The organism is Falsiroseomonas frigidaquae (assembly GCF_012163145.1).
Classification (GTDB): domain Bacteria; phylum Pseudomonadota; class Alphaproteobacteria; order Acetobacterales; family Acetobacteraceae; genus Falsiroseomonas; species Falsiroseomonas frigidaquae.
In genome coordinates this window covers 335645-356764 of the sequence record NZ_JAAVTX010000007.1, presented here as the reverse complement: position 1 = coordinate 356764, position 21120 = coordinate 335645, and the positions used below count along the sequence as shown (strand labels likewise).

Annotated in this window: 24 protein-coding genes; 16 read left to right on the top strand and 8 right to left on the bottom strand. The window is 70.8% G+C overall.

Annotated elements, in window-relative coordinates; all coding sequences use genetic code 11:
* Window positions 1–102 precede the first annotated feature (102 nt).
* Complete coding sequence (locus HB662_RS24345; RefSeq protein ID WP_168053745.1) at window positions 103–1932, bottom strand: putative bifunctional diguanylate cyclase/phosphodiesterase; 1830 nt, start codon at window positions 1930–1932, stop codon at window positions 103–105.
* Window positions 1933–2112: 180 nt separating this feature from the next.
* Between HB662_RS24345 and HB662_RS24340 the strand changes: the two genes are divergently transcribed.
* From HB662_RS24340 to HB662_RS24325, 4 genes are all read left to right on the top strand, one after another.
* Window positions 2113–2862: a YebC/PmpR family DNA-binding transcriptional regulator gene (locus HB662_RS24340; RefSeq protein ID WP_168053743.1), complete on the top strand. Its 750-nt coding sequence runs from the start codon at window positions 2113–2115 to the stop codon at window positions 2860–2862.
* 131 nt (window positions 2863–2993) lie between these two features.
* On the top strand, window positions 2994–3137 hold the full coding sequence (locus HB662_RS24335; protein WP_168053741.1) for a hypothetical protein: 144 nt from the start codon (window positions 2994–2996) through the stop codon (window positions 3135–3137).
* Window positions 3138–3150: 13 nt separating this feature from the next.
* Window positions 3151–3312, top strand: coding sequence for a DUF3309 family protein (locus HB662_RS24330; protein ID WP_168053738.1), 162 nt, complete (start codon window positions 3151–3153; stop codon window positions 3310–3312).
* A gap of 150 nt (window positions 3313–3462) precedes the next feature.
* Window positions 3463–4446, top strand: coding sequence for a Bug family tripartite tricarboxylate transporter substrate binding protein (locus tag HB662_RS24325; protein WP_168053736.1), 984 nt, complete (start codon window positions 3463–3465; stop codon window positions 4444–4446).
* Between the two features lie 41 nt (window positions 4447–4487).
* Here the strand turns inward: HB662_RS24325 and HB662_RS24320 are convergent, their stop codons facing one another.
* The 5 genes from HB662_RS24320 to HB662_RS24300 form a co-directional block, all read right to left on the bottom strand.
* A complete protein-coding gene (locus HB662_RS24320; protein ID WP_168053734.1) occupies window positions 4488–5621 on the bottom strand; it encodes an NHL repeat-containing protein in 1134 nt (377 codons plus the stop codon).
* 118 nt (window positions 5622–5739) lie between these two features.
* Window positions 5740–6732 carry a tripartite tricarboxylate transporter substrate-binding protein gene (locus HB662_RS24315; protein WP_168053732.1) on the bottom strand — a complete coding sequence of 331 codons (993 nt, stop codon included), beginning with the start codon at window positions 6730–6732 and terminating at the stop codon, window positions 5740–5742.
* A 17-nt stretch (window positions 6733–6749) separates the two neighbouring features.
* On the bottom strand, window positions 6750–7757 hold the full coding sequence (locus tag HB662_RS24310) for a Gfo/Idh/MocA family protein (protein ID WP_168053730.1): 1008 nt from the start codon (window positions 7755–7757) through the stop codon (window positions 6750–6752).
* 28 nt (window positions 7758–7785) lie between these two features.
* Window positions 7786–8766, bottom strand: a complete 981-nt coding sequence (locus HB662_RS24305; RefSeq protein WP_209443460.1) for a substrate-binding domain-containing protein — start codon at window positions 8764–8766, stop codon at window positions 7786–7788.
* 4 nt (window positions 8767–8770) lie between these two features.
* Window positions 8771–9751, bottom strand: a complete 981-nt coding sequence (locus HB662_RS24300) for a Bug family tripartite tricarboxylate transporter substrate binding protein (protein WP_168053728.1) — start codon at window positions 9749–9751, stop codon at window positions 8771–8773.
* Window positions 9752–9913: 162 nt separating this feature from the next.
* On the opposite strand from HB662_RS24300, the gene HB662_RS24295 reads away from it, so the two are divergent.
* The 3 genes from HB662_RS24295 (at window position 9914) to HB662_RS24285 (ending at window position 12606) form a co-directional block, all read left to right on the top strand.
* Entirely contained in the window at window positions 9914–10858 is a 945-nt protein-coding gene (locus HB662_RS24295; protein WP_168053726.1) for a 4-hydroxy-tetrahydrodipicolinate synthase family protein, read from the top strand.
* Window positions 10859–10924: 66 nt separating this feature from the next.
* Window positions 10925–12241 (top strand): sulfite oxidase, encoded by a 1317-nt coding sequence (locus tag HB662_RS24290; protein WP_168053724.1) that lies wholly within the window; start codon window positions 10925–10927, stop codon window positions 12239–12241.
* On the top strand, window positions 12241–12606 hold the full coding sequence (locus tag HB662_RS24285) for a hypothetical protein (protein ID WP_168053722.1): 366 nt from the start codon (window positions 12241–12243) through the stop codon (window positions 12604–12606). The genes HB662_RS24290 and HB662_RS24285 overlap by 1 nt, the downstream gene beginning before the upstream one ends.
* Before the next feature lie 2 nt (window positions 12607–12608).
* Here the strand turns inward: HB662_RS24285 and HB662_RS24280 are convergent, their stop codons facing one another.
* Window positions 12609–12812, bottom strand: a complete 204-nt coding sequence (locus HB662_RS24280) for a hypothetical protein (protein WP_168053720.1) — start codon at window positions 12810–12812, stop codon at window positions 12609–12611.
* A 127-nt stretch (window positions 12813–12939) separates the two neighbouring features.
* Between HB662_RS24280 and pcaF the strand changes: the two genes are divergently transcribed.
* The 5 genes from pcaF (at window position 12940) to pcaB (ending at window position 18015) form a co-directional block, all read left to right on the top strand.
* The gene (gene pcaF, locus HB662_RS24275) at window positions 12940–14148 is read left to right on the top strand and encodes a 3-oxoadipyl-CoA thiolase (protein ID WP_168053718.1); all 1209 of its coding nucleotides are present in this window, start codon (window positions 12940–12942) and stop codon (window positions 14146–14148) included.
* A gap of 111 nt (window positions 14149–14259) precedes the next feature.
* On the top strand, window positions 14260–15399 hold the full coding sequence (gene pcaDC, locus HB662_RS24270; protein ID WP_168053716.1) for a bifunctional 3-oxoadipate enol-lactonase/4-carboxymuconolactone decarboxylase PcaDC: 1140 nt from the start codon (window positions 14260–14262) through the stop codon (window positions 15397–15399).
* Between the two features lie 5 nt (window positions 15400–15404).
* Window positions 15405–16112 carry a protocatechuate 3,4-dioxygenase subunit beta gene (pcaH, locus tag HB662_RS24265; protein WP_168053714.1) on the top strand — a complete coding sequence of 236 codons (708 nt, stop codon included), beginning with the start codon at window positions 15405–15407 and terminating at the stop codon, window positions 16110–16112.
* Entirely contained in the window at window positions 16109–16672 is a 564-nt protein-coding gene (pcaG, locus tag HB662_RS24260; RefSeq protein ID WP_245185869.1) for a protocatechuate 3,4-dioxygenase subunit alpha, read from the top strand. Before pcaH ends, pcaG begins: the two co-directional genes overlap by 4 nt.
* On the top strand, window positions 16669–18015 hold the full coding sequence (gene pcaB, locus HB662_RS24255; RefSeq protein WP_168053712.1) for a 3-carboxy-cis,cis-muconate cycloisomerase: 1347 nt from the start codon (window positions 16669–16671) through the stop codon (window positions 18013–18015). Before pcaG ends, pcaB begins: the two co-directional genes overlap by 4 nt.
* Here the strand turns inward: pcaB and HB662_RS24250 are convergent, their stop codons facing one another.
* Window positions 18016–18381, bottom strand: a complete 366-nt coding sequence (locus HB662_RS24250; protein ID WP_168053710.1) for a response regulator — start codon at window positions 18379–18381, stop codon at window positions 18016–18018. It abuts the gene before it with no gap.
* Between the two features lie 182 nt (window positions 18382–18563).
* Between HB662_RS24250 and HB662_RS24245 the strand changes: the two genes are divergently transcribed.
* The 4 genes from HB662_RS24245 (at window position 18564) to HB662_RS24230 (ending at window position 21106) form a co-directional block, all read left to right on the top strand.
* Window positions 18564–19556, top strand: coding sequence for an NAD(P)/FAD-dependent oxidoreductase (locus tag HB662_RS24245; RefSeq protein ID WP_168053708.1), 993 nt, complete (start codon window positions 18564–18566; stop codon window positions 19554–19556).
* Window positions 19553–20167 (top strand): pyridoxamine 5'-phosphate oxidase family protein, encoded by a 615-nt coding sequence (locus HB662_RS24240; RefSeq protein WP_168053706.1) that lies wholly within the window; start codon window positions 19553–19555, stop codon window positions 20165–20167. The genes HB662_RS24245 and HB662_RS24240 overlap by 4 nt, the downstream gene beginning before the upstream one ends.
* Window positions 20168–20333: 166 nt before the next feature.
* Window positions 20334–20663 (top strand): DUF3253 domain-containing protein, encoded by a 330-nt coding sequence (locus tag HB662_RS24235; RefSeq protein ID WP_168053704.1) that lies wholly within the window; start codon window positions 20334–20336, stop codon window positions 20661–20663.
* The gene (locus HB662_RS24230; RefSeq protein WP_168053702.1) at window positions 20660–21106 is read left to right on the top strand and encodes a DUF1499 domain-containing protein; all 447 of its coding nucleotides are present in this window, start codon (window positions 20660–20662) and stop codon (window positions 21104–21106) included. Before HB662_RS24235 ends, HB662_RS24230 begins: the two co-directional genes overlap by 4 nt.
* Window positions 21107–21120: the final 14 nt, after the last annotated feature.

Sequence of the window (21120 nt, the reverse complement as noted above, 5' to 3'; positions counted from 1 at the left end):
GCTGACACAGCTTACGCAGCTCCGCTGACACAGCTTACGCAGCTCCGCTGACACAGCTTACGCAGCTCCGCTGACACAGCTTACGCAGCTCCGCTGCGGGCCTCACGCCACGCTGCGCGCCGCCTCGGCCCATTCCTCGGCGCTCAGCCGCCGCGCCGCCTCGGCCGGCATCGGGCGGCCGAACAGCCAGCCCTGGCCCTGCTCGCAGCCCTCCGCCGCCAGGATGCGGGCCTGTTCCTCCGTCTCCACGCCTTCCGCCACCACGGTCATGTCCAGGATTCGCCCGAGGCCGACGATGGTGGCGACGATGGCGGACAGCTTCGGGTCGCAGGCCAGGTCCGTGATGAAGGCGCGGTCGATCTTCAGCTTGCCGAAGGGGAAGCGCCACAGATGCGCCAGGCTGGACCAGCCGGTGCCGAAATCATCCATGGCAATGGACACGCCCAGGCCGCGCAGGTCGCGCAGCAGCGCCACCACATCCTCCGGATCCTCCTGCAGCAGGCTCTCCGTGATCTCGAGCTCCAGCCGATGTGCGGAAAGCCCGGAACGGGCCAGCGCATCGGCCACGGTATGCACCAGGTCGCCATGGCGGAACTGCGCGGGGGACAGGTTGACCGCCACCCGTTGTTCCCCTGGCCAGCGCGCGGCCTCGGCGCAGGCAGCACGGATCACCCAGGCGCCGAGCGGCACGATCATGCCGTTCTGCTCGGCCAGCGGGATGAACTCGATCGGCGGGACCAGGCCGCGCAGCGGGTGCGGCCAGCGCAGCAGCGCCTCGAACCCCACCAGGCGCCGGTCGCGCAGGCGGCGCTGCGGCTGGTAGTGCAGGACCAGTGCTTCAGCCTCGATCGCCTGCTGCAGATCGGCCTCGATGGCCCGCCTGGCGCGCAGCGCCTCGTCCATCGCCGGCTGGAAGCCGCGGATCGCGGGCTTCGGCACGCCGCGCGCGGCGGAAAGCGCGGCCTCGGCGCGCGCCAGCAGCAGTTCCGCCTCGTCCCCATCCTGCGGCGCCACGGCCAGGCCGAATTCCACGCACAGGGTCAGGCTCGGGGTATTGGGCAGCAGCAGCGGCTCAGCCAGGGCATTGGCCAGGCGTTCGGCCAGCGCCACCGCGTCCTCCTCCCCGGCCATCGCGGTCTGCACCACGGCAAAGCGGTCCGCCGACAGGCGCGCGACCGTGTCTTCCCGCCGCACCAGGGTCCGCAGCCGCCGGGCCAGCGCCTCCAGCACCGCATCGCCGGTGGCGCGGCCGTGCAGGGCGTTCACGTCTCGGAAGCCGCGCAGGTTCATCACCAGCACGCCGACCTGGCGCTGCCCCGCCCGGGCGCCGGGCAGGGCGCGGGCCAGGCTCTTGCGCAGCTCCGCATGGGTGGCGAGGCCGGTCAGGCTGTCATGGCGCAGCAGCGTGCGGGCGCGGATCGCGGCCGCTTCCTCCCGCCGCCCACGCAGGCCGAGCCAAAGCAGCAGCGCCAGCATCGCGCCGCCGAACAGCACGACGCTGGCCTGCGCGATGCGGAAGACGCGGACGAGATAGCGGCGGCGCCCGGTCTCCCGCAGCGTCATCTGCAGGGCGCCGGCGGTGCCTTGGGCGTCCTCCACCGGCACCTCGACATGCGGTGGGTGGGCGGCGTCGATCGGCTGGCCGCGGTCCGGCGCCGCCATCTCCAGCAGCGGCGCGCCGCTGGTGCCGAGCAGCCGGAAGCCGCTGAATTCCTGCGGCAGCGGAAAATCCTGCAGTAGCTCGCGCTCCGCCAATTCGGCCGGCGCACTGCGCAGAAGCTGCCCCAGGCGCGGTTCCTCCCGCAGCATGTCGCGGGCCACCTGGGTGGCCCAGCCATGGGCCGCGGTCTGCAGCGTCTGTTCCAGCAGCAGCTGGTTCGCCCCCACCGCGGCCAGCGTCAGCACCACGGTCAGGCTGGCGAGGCGCAGCATGAGGCGCTGCACCGTGTCGGTCGACGAGGGAGCCGGAGGCACAGGTCTGGCCATGCGGCCATTCTGGACCGGATTTGTGAACCGCACGTTGAAGGCGGGCATGACGGAATTTGCCGCGGAGTGCCGCGCGCCGGTATAGCAGCGCCCCGCCAGCTAGACAGAAACACGGAGAACCAGGCCATGGCCGGCCATTCGCACGCGAAGAACATCATGCACCGCAAGGCGGCGCAGGGGGCCAAGAAGGCCGCGGCCTTCGGCAAGCTGATCCGGGAGATTTCCGTCAGTGCCAAGCAGGGCCTGCCCGATCCGGCGATGAATCCGCGCCTGCGCGCCGCGGTGAAGGCGGCGCTGGTGGCGAACATGACGCGCGACACCATCGACCGCGCCATCAAGCGCGCCGCCACCGCCGGGGTGGGCGAGGACTACCAGGAGATGCGCTACGAGGGCTACGGCCCCTATGGCATCGCCGTGATCGTCGAGGCGCTAACCGACAACCGCAACCGCACCGGCGGCGACCTGCGCTCCATCTTCGCCAAGAATGGCGGTGCTCTGGGCGAGACGAACTCGGTGGCCTTCCAGTTCGAGCGCAAGGGCGTGCTGCGCTACCCGGCCAATGCGGCGGATGCCGACACCATGCTGGAGGCCGCCATCGAGGCCGGCGCCGGCGATGTCGAGAGCACCGAGGACGGCCATGAGGTGTCCTGCGCGGTGGAGGATTTCGCCGCCGTGCGCGACGCGCTGGAGGCCAGGTTCGGCACCGCGGAGGCCGCCAAGCTGGAGTGGTGGCCCTCCACCACCGTGGACCTGGACGAGGAGCGGGCGCGGGAGGTGCTGAAGCTGCTGGATATTCTCGACGAGCATGACGACGTGCAGAACGTCTATGCGAATTTCGAGGTCGATGCGGCGGCGATGGAGCGGCTCAGCGCCTGAGCTTCACCATTACAAACACGTTATCTGATGAACCAGGACGCGCAACGAGCGATCTGTTCTCAACCGCGACGGTGACGTCGCGGGAAACCGCGGCGATGTCGTCGCGGCAAATGAGATGGATGGACCGCCCGATGAGCCGAAACCTGCTTTATCCCGTCCTTGGCGTGCTGCTGATCGCCGTCGGCGCACTCGGCTATTGGGCGTACCAGGAGCAGAACCGCAGCGGCATCGACCTCACCGTGGGCGGCCGCGGCATCACCGTCGAAACGCGCTGAGGGGGGCCGCCACATGCTCGGGACAATCCTCCTCATCGTGCTGATCCTGGTGCTGCTCGGCGGCGTCAGCGGTCGCTTCGGCGGTTATGGCTACGGCTTCGGCCATGGCGGCATGGGGCTGCTCGGCACCGTGCTGGTCATCGTGCTGGTGCTGCTGGTGCTCGGCCGCCTCTGACGGCCTTCGCCGGGGTCGTCCGGGACCGCATGCAGGCCTCATGAGGGCCTGCATCTGGGCCACCGGTTGCATCCCGGCTTGGCTTGCGGGCCAATCGCGGCGATCATCCGCCCCAAGGGCCGCGCATGGCCCAGCGGAGGAGATGCTGCCATGACCATTTCGCGACGTATTGCGCTCGCCCTGCCCCTGGCGGCACTGGCCGCGCCCGCCATCGTCCGCCCCGCCTTGGCGCAGGCCGCCTGGCCGTCCCGCCCGATCCGCCTGGTGGTGCCCTATGCGCCCGGCGGCACCACGGATGTGATGGCCCGCCTGGTGGCGGAGCAGATCGGCCAGCGCCTGGGCCAGACAGTGGTGGTGGAGAACCGGCCCGGCGCCGGCGCCACCATCGGCGCCGCCGTGGTGGCGCAGGCGGAGCCGGATGGGCTGACCCTTTTAATGTCGAACAGCGGCTCGCATGGCGTCTCGCCGAGCCTGTACCCGAGCCTGCCCTATGACCCGATGGGCGACTTCACCCATGTGGCGCTGGTGGTGACCAGCCCCTCCGTCCTGGTGGTGACCAAGAACCATCCGGCGCAGAATCTGGAGCAGTTCATCGCCCATGTGCGCCGCGCCGGGGAGATCGACTTCGCGGTCTCCGGCATCGGCAGTTCCAGCCACCTGACGGGCGTGCGGCTGGGCATGGCGCTGGGCATCCGGGTCACGCCGATCCCCTATCGCGGCGCCGGCCCGGCGATGACGGACACCATCGCCGGCGTGGTGCCCGCGATGATGGACAGCCTGCCTTCCGCCGCGCCGCACATCGCCAATGGCAGCGTGCGTGCCATGGCGGTATCCTCCGCCACCCGCTCCGGTCGCTTCCCGGACCTGCCGACCCTGAAGGAAAGCGGCGTGGACGTGGTGAATTCGGCCTGGTTCGGCATTTCCGGCCCGGCCCGCCTGCCGGCCCCGATCGTCACCCGGCTGGCCGCCGTGATTCGCGAATCGCTGGCCCAGCCGGCCATGATCAGCCGTTTCGAGGAACTGACGGGCTCGCCGCCGCCGGAAAGCACGCCGGAAAGCTACACCGAATTCGTGCGCTCCGAGATCGCCGGCTTCGCGCCCATCGTCCGCGCCGCGGGCATCGAGCCGCGCTGAGGCGTGCCGCCGCGCGGCTGCGCGGCGGCATTCCCTGGTCTTCAGGGCAGGGGATCGGTGCGGCGGAAGCGCTGCACCCGCTGGCCGGTATCGACCTCCGAGATATAGAGGTTGCCCTGGCTGTCGACCGCGACGTTGTGCGGCACCATGAACTGGCCGGCGTAGCGGCCCATGCGGCCAAAGGTGGACAGCACCTCCCCGTCCCGCCGGCGCAGCACGCGGGCGACGCTGTTGGTATTGTCCACGCTGAACAGATACGCCTGGTCCGCATCCGGCGAGGGCACCAGATCCGCGATGGCGCCGTTCAGCCGCGTCTGCCGCGCCACGAAGAATTCCGAGACGAAGCTGCCGTCGCGGCGGAACACCTGCACGCGGTTGTTCACGCGGTCGCAGACATAGACCAGCCCGTCGCGCGTCAGCCGTACGCAGTGCACCGGGTTCGCGAAGCTGCGGGAAGGCGGTTGCGCCGGGTCGAAGGCGGGTTGCGGGTCATCGTTTGGCCGCTCGCCATAGGCACCCCAGTGCCGCTTGTAGGCACCGGTGTCGCTGTCGAAGACGATGATGCGGCGATTGCCGTAGCCATCCGCCACGAACAACTCCCTTGCCTGGACATCGACCTCGGTATCCGCGGGGCGGTTCAGGTTCTGCGTGTCGTTGCTGCCGGAGGAAGCGCCGGCGCGGCCGATCTGCATCTGGAAGCGGCCATCGAGGTGGAACTTCAGGATCTGGTGGTCACGCGGACCATTGCCGGCGAGCCAGACATTGTCCTCCGCATCCACATAGATGCCGTGCTCGCTCTGCGGCCATTCATAGCCCTCGCCCGGCCCGCCCCAGGACCGGAGCAGATTGCCCGACATGTCGAAGACCAGCACGGGCGGCGCGGCGACGCAGCACAGCGTCTGCGGCGGATTGGTGGCTGCCAGCACCTGGCGGGGCGCCAGGGTGGATGGCCGATGGATGATCCAGATGTGGTCCCGCCGGTCCACCGCGACCCCGGCGACCGCGCCGATGATCCAGTTGTTGGGCAGGGTCTTCGGCCAGAACGGGTCCACCTGGAAGTTCGGTGGAACCTCCGCATGGTCATGCGCGGTCTGTGCATGACCTGGCGAGGCGAGGAGAAACAGGGCGGCGCAGGCGCCCAGCAGGCTGCGCCCCCAGATTCGGGTTCGGTGCATCTTGCGTTTCCTTCCCTTGGCCCGGGCTGTTCAGCCGGGCAGGGGAAGGCTAGGCGCCGCCGCGCGTGGCGGCAGCCATCCGCATTGTCACGCTTTCGGGCGCAGCGCTGCGCCGGCTTCAGCGGGCCGGGGCGCTGTTGACGCGGCGGCCGATCTCCTGCGCCAGCCGCGCCTGGTCGGCGACGAAGCCCTGGAACTCGGCCGGTGGCATGGCGATGCCCTGCAGGCCCTGGGTGTCGAACTGCCGCATCACCTCCGGGTCCGCCACCGCCGTCGCCACGGCGGCATGCACCTTCCGCACGATCGCGGCGGGGGCGCCCGCGGGCATCCAAAGGCCGAACCAGTTCACCACGTTGAAGCCGGCAATGCCGCCTTCCTGCATGGTCGGTACCTCCGGCATTCCCTTCCAGCGCCGTGCGCCGGTCAGCGCGATGGCGCGCAGGCGGCCGGCGCGGACATGCTCCAGCGCCACGTTGGTGCCGACGAAGAACATGTCCACGCGGCCGGAAAGCAGGTCCGCCACCGCTTCCGCCACGCCGCGATAGGGGATGGACAGCACGTCCACCCCGGCCATCGACTTCATCAGCTCCGCCGGGATGTGGCTGGCGGTGCCGTTGCCGGCATTGGCGTAGGTCAGCCGCCCCGGCTCGCGCTTCGCCAGCGCGATCAGCTCCGCCAGCGTGGTGGCCTGCACGCTGGGATGCACCACCAGCGCCTGGCCGAAATTCTGCACCGCCAGCGTCACATGGGTGAAGTCGCCGATCGGGTCGAAATTGACGTTCGGGTTGAAGGGCGGCGTGTTGACGTGGGACGCGGTGGTGAACAGCCATGTGTAGCCATCCGCCGGCTGCCGCGCGACGTAGGAGGTGCCGATGACGCCGCCGGCGCCGGGGCGGTTTTCGGTGACCACCGGTTGGCCGAGCGCGGCCGACATGCGCGGCGCGATCGCCCGCAGGATGAGGTCCGGCGGCCCGCCAGGCGGCGAGGGGACGACGGCGCGCACCGGCCGGTTCGGATAATCCTCCGCCCCCTGGGCACCCTGGGCGCGGGCCGTGGCGGGAAGCGCGAGGGCGGCCGCGCCGATGAGGTGACGCCGTGTGAGTCTGGCCATGCGAAGAACCTCCTCCATCAGATGCGAACCGGACCCTGGGATTGGATGGAGGCCATGATCGCCTCCAGCACCTCGACATTATGCACCGCGTCGCCGCCGGGCCGGGCGAGCGCCTGGCGTCCCAGGGCGTGCTCCGCGAAATGCTCCAGCTCCGCGCGTTCGGTGCCGGTCTTCTGGAAGGTGATCACCTCCGGCCGCTGCTTCACCGTGACGTTGTCCGGGTCGATGCGGCAAACGGTCAGGTCCCAGGTGGTCAGGTGCTCGACATCGCCGACGGAGACCCAGGCCTTGCTGCCGAAGACCTGCATGCGCCAGGTCTCGGCGGTCGCGATGACCGTGCCGAGATAGCCGGTTGCGCCGCTGGCGAAGCGCAGCAGCATGGAAGTCGTGTCGTCCATGCCGAAATCCTGCACCAGGCGGTAGCTCTGCGCCGTCACCTGCTCGATCGGCCCGGCGAGGTAGAGCATGGCATCCACCACATGCACGCCGCGCCCGGTCATGCCTCCGGCGGGGCCCTCCGCGCGGTCATGCCGCCAATGGCCCTGCGGGAAGCGATAGGCGCTGGGGCCGCAGAAGTTGCCCTCGAGATGCAGCACGCGGCCGAGCGTGCCGTCCTCGATCATGCGATGGATCGCCTGCAGCGCCGGCTGGAAGCGCCAGTTGTAGCCGACGCCGAGCGTGACGCCGGCATCGGCGCAGGCCTGCGCGGCGCGCTGCGCTTCCTCCACGCTCACGCCCAGCGGCTTTTCCGTGAACACATGCTTGCCGGCGGCGGCGGCGGCGACGATCTGGCCGGTGTGTTGGCGATGCGGCGTGGCGAGCACCACCGCATCGATCTCCGGGTCCGCCAGCGCCGCCTCGTAGCTGTCGATCTGGCGCAGGCCATGCGCGGCGGCGAAGTCGCGTGCCTTGTCCGGCGTGCGGGTGGCGAAGGCGGTGAAGCGGATGAGCTGGCTGTCCGGCCCCACGCAGCGAACCAGGTGCTGGCCCCAACTTCCGAGGCCGATGATGGCGGCGCTTATCATGGCGTGGGGTCTCCTGCAGTGCGGATGATCAACTGTCCTGAACTCCCTCGGCAAAGACTTCCTCCACCGCCAGAAGGCGCCGCGACAAATGCTGCGCGTGCGACCAGCGGCAGATCGCCTCCAGCTCCGCCCGGTTGGCGGCGATGCCGTAGGTCCAGGGGTCGGGGCCGAGCAGGGCCTTGGTGGCGGCCCATTCCTCGGCGTGGAAGGGCAGCATCTGGGTCAGGGAGGAATGCCGCAGATCGGCCTCGATATCCGCCAGCGCCAGGCGCTTCGCCTCGGCGAAGGCCGCGGTCAGGCGTGGGGCGAGGGCGGGATCGCGCGCCAGGATGTCCTGGCGGATGCCGATCAGGTGCATGATCGGGTGGAAGCCGGTGCGGCGGTGATAGGCGATGGCGGCGGCACGCGGGTCGGGAAACAGCCGCGTCACGCGCGGGTCGCCGGCGGCGAAGGCGGCGGGCTCGGTGGGGGACAGGATGGCGTCGATCTCGCCGGCCAGCAGCGCCTCGTTCAGCGTGCCCGCGATGGGCTGCACATCCATCCCGGGCGGCAGTTCCAGCGGCAGGCGCTCGCGCCGGCCGGCCGCATTGGTGCCGGCGGTGCGCCAGGCGATGCCGTTCACATCCACGCCGTGGTCATCCGCCAATATGCCGCGCAGCCACAGGCCGAGCGTCATCTGGTACTCCGGAATGCCGACGCGCCGCCCCTCCAGGTCCTTCGGCCCGGCGATGCCCGCCCCGGCGCGCAGATAGATGCAGCCGTGCCGGAAGGCGCGGGAGACGAAGGCCGGGATGGCGGCGTAGGCCGCCTCGCCGCGGGATACCTGCAGCAGGTGGGACGACAGCGACAGCTCCGTCACATCGAATTCCGCGCGGGTGAAGGCGCGCGGAAAGCTCTGCTCCGAATGAATCGGCACCTGCACCAGCCGCAGGCCGGGAATCGTCACGCGGCCATCGAACAAGGCCCGCACCCGGTCATAGGGGGCGCAGGCGACGGTCAGTGTCAGCAAGCGATCAATCCGCCTTGATGCCGGCGCGGCCGATCAGCACGCGAAACCGCTCCAGCTCGCTGGTGATCAGGGTCCGGAAGGCCTCCGGCGTGCGCGGGGCCGGGTCGGCGCCTTCCGTGGTCAGGCGGGTCTTGAGGTCGGCGTCGTTGAGCAGGCCGTTCACCGCGGCGTTGATCTTCGCGATCACCTCCCGCGGCGTCGCGGCGGGCGCGACCAGCCCGTGCCACTGCACCACCTCGAAGCCCGGCAGCGCCTCGGCGATCGGCTTGATGCCGGGCAGCGCGGCGGAGGGGGTGAGCGCGCTCATTCCCAGCGCCACCAGCCGGTCGTCGCGGGTGGAGGGCAGCACCACCGGCGCACCGGCGAAGCTGGCCTTCAGCCGGCCGGCGATCAGGTCCGTCAGCATCGGGCCATTGCCGCGATAGGGCACGTGCACCAGCTCGATCCCCGCCGCGTCGCAGAAGGCGGCCATGGTGATGTGCGAAGCCGCGCCATTGCCGGCGCTGCCATATTCCAGGGAGCCGGGGCGGGCCTTGGCCAGCGCGATGAACTCCGCCGCGCTGCGGGCGGGGACGGAGGGGTGGACGGCCAGGATGGAGGGCAGGGTGGCCACCAGCGCCACCGGGGCGAAGTCGCGCAGCGGATCATAGGGCAGGTTCGGGTAGATCCAGGGATTCACCGCCAACGTGCCGACATGGCCCCACATCAGCGTGTGCCCATCCGCCGGCGCGCGCGCCACGGCGGTGGCGCCCACGGTGCCGCCCGCGCCGCCGCGATTCTCCACCACCACCGGGTGGCCGCCCAGCGCCTGCTGCAGCTTCAACGCCACCGGCCGCGCCAGCAAATCGTTCGAACCGCCGGGCGGGAAGGGCACCACGATGGTGATCGGCCGCGACGGCCAGGGCGCCTGGGCCAGGGCCGGCGTGGTGAGCGGCGCCAGGCCCAGAAGGGAGGAGGCGCGGAGGAGGCTGCGGCGCGAGGGCATGGTTGGCTCCGGTCGATTGCCGCTACAATTGCGCGGGCGCCACGATTGCGGAAGGGCCAATCCCGCTATGTGGAAGCAATTCAGATGGCCCCGCCGCGCGAGCCAGTGATTTCCAGCCGCCGCGGACCGCGTTACGCTCGCTGATCCAGGTGGAGAATGCCGATGACCAAGATGCGGATCGAGGGGTCCTTCGTCGCCCTGATCACCCCCTTCAATGCCGATGGCAGCATCGATTTCGGCGGCTTCCGCACGCTGATCGACTGGCAGGCGAAGAATGGCACCTCCGCCGTGCTGATCATGGGCTCGACCGGCGAGGTCTCCATGCTGACGCCGGAGGAACGGCGCGAGATCGTCGAGAAGACCGCCAAGATGAAGACCGGCGGCATGAAGATGTTCTACGGCTGCACCGGCACCAGCACCGCCGCCACCATCGCCTATCTGAAGCACGCCAAGTCCGCCGGCGCCGATGGCGCGATCCTGGCGGCGCCGGCCTATATCTGCGCGCCGGAGGATGACATCGAGGCCTTCTTCGCCGAATGCGCGGATGCGGTGGAACTGCCGATCGGCATCTACAACAACCCGCCGCGGGTGAAGTCCGACCTGCATTGGGACCATCTGCTGCGGCTGATGAAGCACCCGAACATCGTCGTGCTGAAGGAAAGCACCACCCGCGTCGGCCAGGTGGCGCAGGTCTGCGCGGCGCAGCCGGATGCGACCATCATGTGCTGCGACAGCCCGAACCTCGGCCTGGTGGTGCCCACCATGTCGCTCGGCGGGCATGGCACGGCGAATATGACCGGCAATATCGACCCGGCCGGCATGGCACAGCTTTCGACCCCCTGGGCCGATCCGGCGCAGTCCGTGGTGTTCCGGGAGACCTATCTGCGCCTGCTGCCGCTGCTGCACTTCACCTATTCGGCCATCAACCCGGTGGCGGTGAAGTCGCTGATGCAGGCGGTGGGGCTGCCGGCGGGTGACCTGCGGCGGCCGCTGACCGGGCTGAAGCCGGACCATCTGGCGCGCGGCCTGGCCATCGTGCGCAGGCTGGGGCTGGATGAAAAATATGGCTGGAAGACCGCGCCGGTGCTGCCGCTCGCGGCAGAGTAATCTTTCTCCGCTTGCCGGCCGGGCGCGCATGGCCAATCCTCCCTGCAACGCAACGGAGGAAATGACATGTCGCGCAAGACCGAACGCTCGGTGCAGGAACTGTACCGTGATGACCCGGAGCGGGCGGATGCCGTGGCCTTCGGGCGTCGCGGGGCGCTGAAGGGCGCGGCGCTGGCGGCCATGGGCGGCGCGGTGGGCGCGGCGATTCCCTTCGGCGCCAACATGCCGGCCGGCACGCTGCCCGCCCTGTTCAGCCGCCCGGCCGCAGCCCAGGGCAGCGCCCCGGCCGTGCTGCAGATGGAGGGCAAGGGCCCGCTGATCCTGCAGGGCGAGCGGCCGTTGAACGCGGAGACGCCGGAAACCCTGCTGGATGAGCCGGTGACCTCCGCCCGCAACATGTTCATCCGCAACAATGGCGGCGTGCCGGAGGTGCCGGCCGACCCCAAGGCCTGGAAGCTGACCATCGACGGGGAGGTGAACACCCCGATCGAGATCACGCTCGGCGAGTTGGAGCAGCGCTTCCCCGTCGTCACCCGGCAGTTGCAGCTGGAATGCGGCGGCAATGGCCGCGCCTTCTTCTCTCCGCAGACCCGCGGCAACCAATGGGGCAACGGCGCCATCAGCAATGGCGAATGGACCGGCGTGCGGCTGCGGGACGTGTTGCAGGCGGCCGGGCTGAAGCCCTCCGCCGTCGCCACCGGCCATTATGGCGCCGACCCGCATCTGTCCGGCGAGCCGGGGCGGCCCTCCATCGCGCGCGGCATGCGGATCTCGAAGGCGATGGAGGAGGACACGCTGCTGGCCTTCCGCCTGAACGGGGCGGCGATTCCCCTGGTCAACGGCGCGCCGCTGCGGCTGGTGACGCCGGGCTGGCCGGGCAGCCTTAGCCAGAAATGGCTGACCCGCATCTGGGTGCGCGACAAGCCGCATGACGGCCCGGGCATGGGCGGCACCAGCTACCGCGTGCCGGTGAAGCCGATCGTCCCCGGCAGCAGCAACAACGGCGCCGATTTCGTCGATCTGGAGAGCATGCCCGTGCGCTCGATCCTGTCCTCGCATGCGCATGGGGCGCGGCTGGCGGCGGGGACGCGGTCGCTCGACCTGCGTGGCGCCGCCTGGGCCGGGGACCTGACGGTGCGGGCGGTGCATGCCAGCGTCGATTTCGGCGCGACCTGGACCGAGATGCAGGTGGCCGCGCCGGCGAATGCTCATGCCTGGCAGCGCTGGACCGGCCGCGTGGAACTGCCCTCGGATGGCTATTACGAGGTCTGGTACCGGGCGACGGACAGCAACGGCCGCATGCAGCCGCATCTGCCGGCCAACTGGAACCCGCAGGGCTATGGCGGCAATGGGATCAGCCGCGCCGCGATCCTGGTCGGCTGATGCGGAAGGTCTTGTTCACCCTGGCGCTGCTGCTTCCCGCAGCGGCGCTGGCCCAGGATGCGGCGCAGCGCCAGGCCGATGCGGCGCGCGCCATCGAGCAGACGGTGGAGGAGGAGACGGTTCTGGCCGAAGGCGAAGGCCGATCCGAGGTCTTCGGCTACTGCACCGCCTGCCACAACACCGCGCTGATCCGCCGCAGCCGCTTCTCGCGCCCGCAATGGGACGGGCTGATGGACTGGATGACGGAACGGCACGGCATGAACCCGCTGGAGGGCGAGTTCCGCGACACCATCGTGGACTACCTGGCCCGCCACTACGGCCCGGCGCAGGCGCCCGCCCGCGGCCGCAACCCCTTCCTGAACTGAAGCTAGCGCGGGTTCGGGCCGTGGTGGTCCACCGCCGGGCCGACCGGTGCCGGGCCGGGGTCCTTCGGGGTCTCGGCCGGCTTCTGCGCCGGGCCATGCACGGCCGGGCCGACCGGGGCGGGGCCGGGGTCGGGCCGCGCATCGGGGTTGTTCTTGCCGCCCTCATCCGTGGTCACGGCGCCGCTGCCGCGTTCGGGGGTGCTCATCCGCGCAACTCCTGCTGGTTCGTTCCGGTCCTCAACGCGGCGACCGCCGCGCGGTTCGTCCAGGCCACCCGTTGACGCGCAGCCGCCGCGGCGGCACGAAACGCCGAACCCATCGAGGAACCCGACCATGGCCGACGCCTTCATCTGCGACGCCGCCCGCACCGCCATCGGCCGCTATGCCGGCGCGTTGAAGGATGTGCGCCCCGACGACCTCGGCGCGGTGCCGATCAAGGCGCTGATGGCGCGCAACCCGAAGCTGGACTGGGCGGCGGTGGAGGATGTGATCTTCGGCTGCGCCAACCAGGCGGGCGAGGACAACCGCAACGTCGCCCGCATGTCCGCCCTGCTGGCTGGCCTGCCCGAGTCGATCCCGGGTGCCACGGTGAACCGCCTCTGCGGCTCCGGCATGGATGCGGTGGGCATCGCCGCCCGCGCCATCAAGGCTGGCGAGGCCGAGCTGATGCTGGCCGGCGGCGTCGAGAGCATGACCCGCGCGCCCTTCGTCATGGGCAAGTCGGCCGAGGCCTTCGGCCGCACCGCCGAGATCTACGACACCACCATCGGCTGGCGCTTCGTCAACCCGAAGATGAAGGCCGGCTTCGGCATCGATTCCATGCCGGAGACGGCGGAGAACGTGGCGCAGGATTTCCAGGTTTCGCGCGCCGACCAGGACGCCTTCGCGCTGCGCTCGCAGCAGCGTGCCGGCAAGGCACAGGCCTCCGGCCGCTTCGCGCAGGAGATCGTGCCGGTCAGCATCGCGCGCCGGAAGGGCGACCCGATCATCGTCGACCAGGACGAGCATCCGCGCCCGGAGACCACCATGGAAGCCCTGGCGAAGCTCGGCACGCCATTCCGCAAGGAAGGCGGCAGCGTCACCGCGGGCAATGCCTCCGGCGTCAATGACGGCGCCTGCGCCATCCTGATCGCCAGCGCGGATGCGGCGCGCAAGCATGGGCTGACGCCGCGCGCCCGCGTGGTCGCGGCCGCCACGGCCGGCGTGGCGCCGCGCATCATGGGCTTCGGCCCGGCGCCGGCGGTGAAGCGCGTGCTGGCGAAGGCGGGCCTCAGCCTGTCCGACATGGCGGTGATCGAGCTGAACGAGGCCTTCGCCGCGCAGGCGCTGGCGGTGACGCGCGATCTCGGCCTGCCGGACGATGCGGCGCATGTGAACCCGAATGGCGGCGCCATCGCGCTCGGCCACCCGCTCGGCATGTCCGGCGCGCGGCTGGTGCAGACGGCGGTGCAGGAACTGCACAATCGCGGCGAACGCTACGCGCTGGTCACCATGTGCATCGGCGTCGGCCAGGGCATCGCCATGGTGCTCGAGCGCGTCTGACGATCGACCGTCCACCAATCGCTTGCGGGCCGCACCGCGCGGCCCGCACCCCGCTTCCCGACGGCCGGGATCGAATGTTAGACATCCCACCTCATCAGGTGGGGAGCCGGGATGTTTTTGCACCTGGGGGATATCGTCGTGCATGCCGCGGTGGAGGGCCCCGAGGAGGCGCCGCCGCTGCTGATGCTGCATTCCATCGGCACGACGATGCAGGTCTTCGAACCGCAGGTCGCGACCCTGGCGCGCACGCATCGCGTCATCCGCATGGATATGCGCGGCCACGGCCTGACCGGGGTGACCGACGGCGATTATTCCATGGAGCTGCACGCCTCCGACGCGCTGGCGCTGCTGGACGCTCTGGGCATCCGCCAGGCGCATGTGCTGGGCATGTCGATCGGCGGGCGCATCGCCATGCAGCTCGCGGCCATGGCGCCGGATCGCGTGCTGTCGCTGATGCTGATGGACACCGCGCTGGAATTCCCCCCGCCGGATGCCTGGCAGGACCGCATCGACGCTGTGCGCGAGATCGGCACCCAGGCACTGGTTGATGTGGTGATGCCGCGCTGGGTGGTGGACACCTCGCTCGCCTCCTCCCAGGGCCTGCGGCAGATGCTGCTGCGCACGGACCGCCGCGGCTATGCCGGCTCCGCCGCCGCGCTGCGCGATGCGCGTGCGGCACAGGTCGCCGGCCATATCGACTGCCCGACCACCGTGATGGTCGGCGACCGTGACATCGCCACCCCGCCCGAGATGGCGCGGGAGGTGCAGGACGCGATTCCCGGCAGCCGCTATGTCGAGATCAGCGAGGCGGGCCACCTTCCCACGCTGGAACGCCCCGCGCAGGCGACCGCGGCCATCCTGGAGCATTTCGCCAACCTCGCCCCCGCGGCCGGGCGCGACGCCGGTATCGCCATCCGCAAATCGGTGCTGGGGGAGGCACATGTCGCGCGGGCCGGCGCCAATGTCACGTCTCTGGATGCACCGTTCCAGGACTGGATCACGGCCAATGTCTGGGGCGCCATCTGGACCCGTCCCGGGCTGACGCGCCACACCCGAAGCCTGCTCTGCATCGGCATGATGGCGGCGCTGGCCCGGCATGAGGAGCTGGAACTGCACATCCGCGCCACCCGCAACACCGGCGTGACGCCGGAGGAGATCGGCGAGGTCCTTTTGCAGGTCGGCGCCTATGCGGGCGTGCCGGCGGCGAATTCCGCGCTTAAGATCGCCAAGGCCGTCCTCAAGGAAGAATAAGGCAGATGCCCGACCCCATCCCGTTCCGCCGGCCGGACCCGGCGACGCAGCCGCCCTATGACGCGCCGGAATACGGCAGCACGCATAAGCGCCACCCGAAGCAGAAGCTGGTGGTGGTGCCGCATACGCTGACCGAGACCAGCGGCCCGCGCTTCGACCCGGCCTTCTACCCGCCGCAGGTCGACATGTCGCAGGTGAACGGCCGCGCCGCGATGGGGGAACGCATCATCGTCGCCGGACGCGTGACGGATGAGGATGGCCGCCCGCTGCGCGGCGCGATGGTCGAGGTCTGGCAGGCCAATTCTTCCGGCCGCTACCACCACCCGCGCGACCAGCACGATGCGCCGCTGGACCCGAATTTCGAGGGGCGGGCGCGGCTGTTCACCGATGCGGAGGGCAATTACAGCTTCGTCAGCATCAAGCCCGGCGCCTATCCCTGGCGCAACCACGCCAATGCCTGGCGGCCCATCCACATCCATTTCGGCCTGCATGGCGCGGGCTTCGCGCAGCGCATGATCACCCAGATGTATTTCCCGGGCGACCCGCTGCTGCCGCTGGACCCGGTGTTCAACTGCACGGCGGATGAGGCGGCGCGCAACCGGCTGGTCTCGACCTTCGACCTGGACATCACCAGGCCCGAATGGGCGCTTGGCTACCGCTTCGACATCGTGCTGCGCGGCCCCGCCGCCACCCCCTTCGAGAACGCGCCATGACCCGCGCCCTAATGACCGCGCCGATCCCGGCGACGGCAAGCCAGACCGCCGGCCCCTACTGGCACATGATCGATTTTCCCGAATGGGCCGACCTGCTGCGCCCGGGCGGGCCGAATGCGGGCGTGGCCGGGGAACGCATCACGCTCACAGGCCGCATCACCGATGGCGATGGCGCGCCCTGCGTCGATGCGCTGGTGGAGATCTGGCAGGCCGGGCCGGACGGGGCCTACGGCGCCGGCTTCCACGGCTTCGGCCGCTGCGCCAGCAACGAGGACGGCGTGTTCCGCTTCACCACGCTGAAGCCCGGCGCCGTGCCGGGCCTCGGCAATGCGACGCAGGCGCCGCACATCGTGGTGACGATCTTCGCCCGCGGCCTGATGAAGCATGTCGTCACCCGCGCCTACTTCGCGAATGAGGCGCTGAACGCGGCCGATCCGGTGCTGAACCTGGTGGACCCCGCTCGCCGCTCCACGCTGATCGCCCAGCCGGAAGGCGGTGGCACCTGGCGGCTGGACATCCGGCTGCAGGGTGAGAACGAGACGGTGTTCCTCGACGTATGAGCGTTTCCCCGGGCGACGGGCCGGTCTTCGGCGCGGTCTTCGGCAGCGATGCGATGCGCGCCATCATTGGCGAGCGCGCCTTCCTCCAGCGCATGCTGGATGTGGAGGCGGCGCTGGCCCGCGCCCAGGCGCGGCTCGGCCTGATCCCGGCGGAGGCCGCGACCGCCATCACCGCGGCGGCGCGGGTCGAGATGCTGGATATCCCGGCGCTGGCGGCGGCCACCCGCAACACCGGCTTCGCCGTGGTCGGGCTGGTCAAGCAGCTTGCCGCCGCGGCCGGGCCGGAAGCGGGGCGCTGGACCCATTGGGGCACCACTACCCAGGACATCACCGACAGCGCCTTCGTGCTGCAGATGCGCGACGCCTTCGCGCGGATCGAGGCGGATCTCGACCGGCTGGTTGCCGCACTGGCGCGGCTGGCCCGGGCGCATCGCGACACCGTCATGGCCGGGCGCACCCATGCGCAGCAGGCGCTGCCCATCACCTTCGGGCACAAGGTGGCGCTGTGGCTGGATCCGTTGCTGACCATGCGGGAACGGCTGGCGCAGGCGCGGCCGCGCATGCTGCGGCTGCAATTCGGCGGCGCCGCCGGCACGCTGGCCTCGCTCGGCCAGGATGGCCTGGCGGTGCAGCGGGAACTGGCGGCGGAGCTCGACCTGGCGGTGCCGGCGATCCCCTGGCATGTGGCGCGCGACGGCATGGCGGAGGCCGCCTGCTGGCTCGCCATGCTGACCGGCTGCCTGGCGAAGATGGCCACCGACATCATGCTGCTGATGCAGTCCGAGGTCGCCGAGGCTTCGGAGCCCGCGGCGCCGGGCCGGGGCGGCAGTTCGGCCATGCCGCAGAAGCGCAACCCGATCGCCTGCGAATACGTCATCGCCCAGGCCCGCGCCGCGCAGACCCTGCTGCCGCAGGTGCTCGGCGCCATGGCGCATGAGCATGAACGCGGCGCCGGCGGGCAGCAGGTGGAGCAACTGGCCCTGCCGCAGATCTTCCTCTACGCGCATGGCGCGCTGTCCCAGGCGCTGCTGCTGGGGGAGGGGGTGGTGGTGGATGCCGCCCGCATGCGCCGCAACCTCGATGAATCGCGCGGGCTGATCGTGGCGGAGGCGGTGATGATGGGCCTGGCCCCGCTGCTCGGCCGCAACCCGGCGCATGATCTGGTGCACCACGCCTGTGACGTGGCGTTGGAGGAGAAGATCACGCTGGACGAGGCGCTGGCCCGCGACCCGCGCGTCACGGCACATCTGGATGCGGCGGGCATCGCCCGGTTGACCGACCCGGCGGGTTATCTCGGCGCCGCGCCCATCTTCATCGACCAGGTCCTGGCCCGGCTCGGCTGACTACCGCAGAAGCTCCCCGATCGCCTCCGCCGCCCGGGCCACGGTGAAGGGCTTGGCCAGGAAAGGCGCGCCGGGCAGCCCGCGCCCCGGCTCCGCCGCGCGGAAACGGCCGGAGGCATAGAGCACCGGCAGCAGCGGCCGCAGCTGCCGCGCCGCATGCGACAGGTCGAAGCCATCCGCGCCCGGCAGGTTGATGTCGGTCAGCAGCACGTCGATCTCCGGCCGGCGGGCGAGCAGGCCCAGCGCGGCCTCCGCATCCTCCGCCTCCAGCACCGTGAATCCGGCATCGGTCAGACCCTCGACCAGGGTCATCCGCACCAGGGGGTCGTCCTCGACGAGCAGCAAGGTCTGCGGCTCCGACTGCATGCCATCAATCCTCCAGCTCGCAAGGCTAAACCCAGCGCGGCCGGATAGGGTTACCCGGAGCTGGCACGAGTGCGTGAGAAGCAGCCTGGGCGCCATGCTGTGTCCCAGAGGACGCGAGGCGGCGGATTTCCGCATCGCACAAGACCCTTGCCTAGCTGGCCCGGCACGCCATACAGGGCCTTATGCCACCCAAAGACATTGCCATCGTTGGCGCCGGCCTGGCCGGCCTTGCCTGCGCCAAGACCCTCGCCGCCTATGACGTCCGCCTGCGCCTGTTCGACAAGGGCCGCAGCCCCGGCGGGCGGATGACGACGCGGCGCGTGGAGGCGGGCGGGCATGTGCTGAACTTCGATCATGGCGCGCAATACCTGACCGCCCATGGCGCGCCCTTCGCCGCGGTGCTGGATGCGGCCAATGCGCAGGAATGGCCCGATGCCGGGCGCCGTGTCGGCGTGCCGCGCATGTCCTCGGTTCCGCGCGCGCTGGCGGAGGGCATGGATATCGACCTGATGCGCCATGTCAGCGCCATCACCGGCGAGCCGGGTGCCTGGCATGTGCATCATCTGGACGCGCGACTGGTCCGCCCCGGCCGGCCCTTTCCGACCCAGGCGCCGGAGGTGGAGGGGCCGTTCGATGCGGTGATCCTGGCGCTGCCGGCACCCCAGGCGCAGGCGCTGCTGCTGGGCCCGGCGCCGCATCTGGCCTCCACACTGGAATCGGTGCGCTTCGAGCCCTGCTGGGCGCTGATGCTCGCCTTCCCCGAGCGACTGCCGCTGCCGGACACGATCCGCCTGCATAGCGGCCCGATCGGCTGGGCGGCACGCGACAGTTCGAAGCCCGGCCGCGATGCCAGCCTGGAGCTGTGGGTGGTGCAGGCCGGCCCGGAATGGTCGCGGGAGCATCTGGAACTGACGGCGGAAGACGCCGCGGCGAAGCTGCTTGAGGCCTTCGCCAGCCTGGCCGCGGAACACGCCCCCGACACGGCGCTGCCCGAGCCCTTCTATCAATCCGCGCATCGCTGGCGCCACGCGCTGGTGGAGGCGCCGCTCGGCGCGCCCTGCCTGTGGGACGCCTCGCTCGGGCTGGGGGCTGCCGGCGACTGGTGCATCGGCGCCCGGGCCGAGGCGGCGGTGGACAGTGCCGGCGCCCTGGTCGCCGCGATCCGGAGCACATGAGCGCGGCGCCCGGCCTTCAGGATCCGAGCCTGGACGTCCCGAGCCTCGATGCGACGCTGGCCGAGGCATTCCGCCTGATCGCCCATGGCGTCGCCGATCGCCGCCACCCTTTCCATACGCCGACATTGGCGACACTGGCCGCCGATGGCGCGCCGGCCGCCCGCACCGTGGTGCTGCGCGGCTTCGACGCGGCCGCGCGGCAGCTTCGCATCCATACCGACCAGCGCGCCGCCAAGGTGGCGGAGTTGGCCGCGGAGCCGCGCGCCAGCCTGCATCTGTATGATCCGGGCGCTGCGGTGCAGCTTCGGCTGGCGGGGGTGGCGACGCTGCATGGCACGGATCCGGTGGCCGATGCCGCCTGGGCGGCCAGCCGCGACTTCAGCCGGATGTGCTACGCGATCGAACCCGCGCCCGGCACGCCCTGTGCCGCACCACCGCCGGCGCCGCTGGATGCCGAGGCCGGGCGGCCGAATTTCTGCGTCATCCTGCTACGGATCGATCGACTGGAATGGCTGCATCTGGCCGCCGGCGGGCATCGGCGGGCCCGCTTCGCCTGGCCGGAGCCTGGTTCCCTGCCGGGGGCGCCGGAGGCCGGCTGGCTGGTCCCGTGAAGCCCGAGGCCCGCCGAAACTCTCCTGTTTTCCGCCGCCGGCCGAATCGCCTAAACTCCTTTGTCTTGGCCCTTGCTTCCGGGCCTGTCCCCCGAGGCCCGACGACCTGCGGAACCTGCCACCTGCGGCGGCGGGGCTGCGGGCGCGGGGTATCAGCTAGGCGCACATGACCTCCCCCGAAGCGATCACAGCCGAAATCCTCCGCCAGACGGCCCTGCGCGGGCCGGAGAAGAGCATCTGTCCCAGCGAGGTCGCCCGCGCGCTGGCGCCGGAGGAGGACGCCTGGCGGCGCCTGATGGGCCCGATCCGCGCCGCGGCCATCCGTCTGGCCCGCGCCGGGCAGGTCGAGGTGCTGCGGAAGGGCAAGCCGGTGGGCACCGATACGGCCATTCGCGGCGTGATCCGCCTGCGCGCGCCGCAGGCGGGTTCCGGTGCCGCGGCGGGCTTCAACGACGGGCCCGCGGCGAGCCGCGACGAGACGGACCCGAAGGCATGAGCCAGGCCGCGAAGCTGCGCGGCCGTGGCACGGCCGGCCTGCCGCCGGCCGAGCCGGTGGATTTCAGCCGGCTGGTGCTGCCGGCCTCTCCCAACGCCGCGCTGCTATCCCCACCCGGCGCCACCACCCAGCCCCATGTGGCCCAGCCACTGCTGCCGGTCTCGCCGGAAGCCGCCTGGGCGGCGCTGCGGATGCTGGGGGAGGCGGAGCTGCGCTGCTGGAAGATGGCGGAATGGCCGGAACGGCGGCAGGTGCAATGGGTGGTCCGGTCCCGCCTGATGAACTTCCCGGACCTGGTGAACGGCCAGGTGGTGCCGCTCGTCGGCGGCTCCGGCATCTTCCTGTATTCGCGCAGCCTGCTGGGCTATTACGATTTCGGTGTGAATGCGCGCCGCATCGCCGCCTGGCGGGCCCGCCTGGATGAGGCGCTGCGCGCCGGCTGACCTTTCTGGATACC

Bases quoted from the DNA above. Each gene is read 5' to 3' on its own strand.
- HB662_RS24345 (WP_168053745.1), bottom strand. From the start codon at position 1,932: ATGCTGCGCCTCGCCAGCCTGACCGTGGTGCTGACGCTGGCCGCGGTG.
- HB662_RS24340 (WP_168053743.1), top strand. From the start codon at position 2,113: ATGGCCGGCCATTCGCACGCGAAGAACATCATGCACCGCAAGGCGGCG.
- HB662_RS24335 (WP_168053741.1), top strand. From the start codon at position 2,994: ATGAGCCGAAACCTGCTTTATCCCGTCCTTGGCGTGCTGCTGATCGCC.
- HB662_RS24330 (WP_168053738.1), top strand. From the start codon at position 3,151: ATGCTCGGGACAATCCTCCTCATCGTGCTGATCCTGGTGCTGCTCGGC.
- HB662_RS24325 (WP_168053736.1), top strand. From the start codon at position 3,463: ATGACCATTTCGCGACGTATTGCGCTCGCCCTGCCCCTGGCGGCACTG.
- HB662_RS24320 (WP_168053734.1), bottom strand. From the start codon at position 5,621: ATGCACCGAACCCGAATCTGGGGGCGCAGCCTGCTGGGCGCCTGCGCC.
- HB662_RS24315 (WP_168053732.1), bottom strand. From the start codon at position 6,732: ATGGCCAGACTCACACGGCGTCACCTCATCGGCGCGGCCGCCCTCGCG.
- HB662_RS24310 (WP_168053730.1), bottom strand. From the start codon at position 7,757: ATGATAAGCGCCGCCATCATCGGCCTCGGAAGTTGGGGCCAGCACCTG.
- HB662_RS24300 (WP_168053728.1), bottom strand. From the start codon at position 9,751: ATGCCCTCGCGCCGCAGCCTCCTCCGCGCCTCCTCCCTTCTGGGCCTG.
- HB662_RS24295 (WP_168053726.1), top strand. From the start codon at position 9,914: ATGACCAAGATGCGGATCGAGGGGTCCTTCGTCGCCCTGATCACCCCC.
- HB662_RS24290 (WP_168053724.1), top strand. From the start codon at position 10,925: ATGTCGCGCAAGACCGAACGCTCGGTGCAGGAACTGTACCGTGATGAC.
- HB662_RS24285 (WP_168053722.1), top strand. From the start codon at position 12,241: ATGCGGAAGGTCTTGTTCACCCTGGCGCTGCTGCTTCCCGCAGCGGCG.
- HB662_RS24280 (WP_168053720.1), bottom strand. From the start codon at position 12,812: ATGAGCACCCCCGAACGCGGCAGCGGCGCCGTGACCACGGATGAGGGC.
- pcaF (WP_168053718.1), top strand. From the start codon at position 12,940: ATGGCCGACGCCTTCATCTGCGACGCCGCCCGCACCGCCATCGGCCGC.
- pcaDC (WP_168053716.1), top strand. From the start codon at position 14,260: ATGTTTTTGCACCTGGGGGATATCGTCGTGCATGCCGCGGTGGAGGGC.
- pcaH (WP_168053714.1), top strand. From the start codon at position 15,405: ATGCCCGACCCCATCCCGTTCCGCCGGCCGGACCCGGCGACGCAGCCG.
- pcaG (WP_245185869.1), top strand. From the start codon at position 16,109: ATGACCCGCGCCCTAATGACCGCGCCGATCCCGGCGACGGCAAGCCAG.
- pcaB (WP_168053712.1), top strand. From the start codon at position 16,669: ATGAGCGTTTCCCCGGGCGACGGGCCGGTCTTCGGCGCGGTCTTCGGC.
- HB662_RS24250 (WP_168053710.1), bottom strand. From the start codon at position 18,381: ATGCAGTCGGAGCCGCAGACCTTGCTGCTCGTCGAGGACGACCCCCTG.
- HB662_RS24245 (WP_168053708.1), top strand. From the start codon at position 18,564: ATGCCACCCAAAGACATTGCCATCGTTGGCGCCGGCCTGGCCGGCCTT.
- HB662_RS24240 (WP_168053706.1), top strand. From the start codon at position 19,553: ATGAGCGCGGCGCCCGGCCTTCAGGATCCGAGCCTGGACGTCCCGAGC.
- HB662_RS24235 (WP_168053704.1), top strand. From the start codon at position 20,334: ATGACCTCCCCCGAAGCGATCACAGCCGAAATCCTCCGCCAGACGGCC.
- HB662_RS24230 (WP_168053702.1), top strand. From the start codon at position 20,660: ATGAGCCAGGCCGCGAAGCTGCGCGGCCGTGGCACGGCCGGCCTGCCG.